1 protein-coding gene is annotated in these 1014 nt (G+C 66.6%); it reads right to left on the reverse strand.

Translation table 11 applies throughout. The features are described from left to right. The coding region (locus tag EN925_RS37225; protein WP_164894730.1) for a HisS family protein at window positions 1–1014 on the reverse strand (1014 nt) is incomplete at both ends.

Consider the following 1014-nt stretch of genomic DNA (forward strand, 5'->3'; position numbering starts at 1 on the left):
CTCCTCGGCCTGCGCCGCCAAAATCTTCCTCACCTCGGCGACCAGCTCGCCCTCCGCCACGGTCACCTGCGCCGGGCGCGCCGCGCGCCATTCGGCGTTGTCTGATATTTCGGCCGACATGCGCGCGCCTTCGATCAAATCCTTGATCTGCAGCTCGCCCTTGGCGCGCTCGTCGCCGCCCTGGATGATGGCGACCGGACAGCCGCGGCGGTCGGCATATTTGAGCTGCGCCTTCATGCCGGCGCCGCCGAGATACATTTCGGACCGAATGCCGGCGGCGCGCAGCTCCGCCACCATCTTCTGGTAGCGGCCGAGGCTGTCGGTGTCCTTGTCCATCACCAGCACGACGACCGGCGCAATCACGTCCGAGGCATCGAGCTTGCCGAGGTTCTTCAGCGCGGTCATCAGCCTGGAGACGCCGATGGAAAAACCGGTCGCCGGCACCGGCTCGCCGCGAAAGCGCGAGACGAGGCCATCGTAGCGCCCGCCGCCACCGACCGAACCGAAGCGCACGATCTGGCCGTCTTCGTTGGGGATTTCGGCCAGAAGCTCGGCCTCGAAGACAGGGCCGGTGTAGTATTCGAGGCCGCGCACGACCGAGCGGTCCATGGCAATCCGGTCTTCGCCATATCCGGCCGCCCTGACCAGCGCTTCAATCGTGGCGAGTTCGCCGACGCCTTCCTGGTAGATCGCGTTCGAACTGACCATGGAATCCTGGCCGGCCTGTATAGTCCTCGCAGTCGCGAGAAGAACCGCCTCGGCTTGCCCATTGTTCAACCCGGCGCCCTTGGCGAAGTCGCCTTCGCCCTCCTTGCCGCCGTCCCAGCGGCCCGGGCCAAGCAAAAGCTTCACGCCTTCCGGCCCGAGCTTGTCGAGCTTGTCGATCGCACGCAACACCGTCAGCCGGCGGCCGGCATTCTCCTCGCCGCCAAGGCCGATCGCCTCCAGCACGCCATCCAGCACCTTGCGGTTGTTGACGCGGATGACGTAGTCGCCGCGCTTGATGCCCAGCGC

Origin of the sequence: Mesorhizobium sp. M7A.F.Ca.US.006.04.2.1 (assembly GCF_004022915.1) — a bacterium.
Taxonomy (GTDB): Bacteria; Pseudomonadota; Alphaproteobacteria; order Rhizobiales; family Rhizobiaceae; genus Mesorhizobium; species Mesorhizobium ciceri.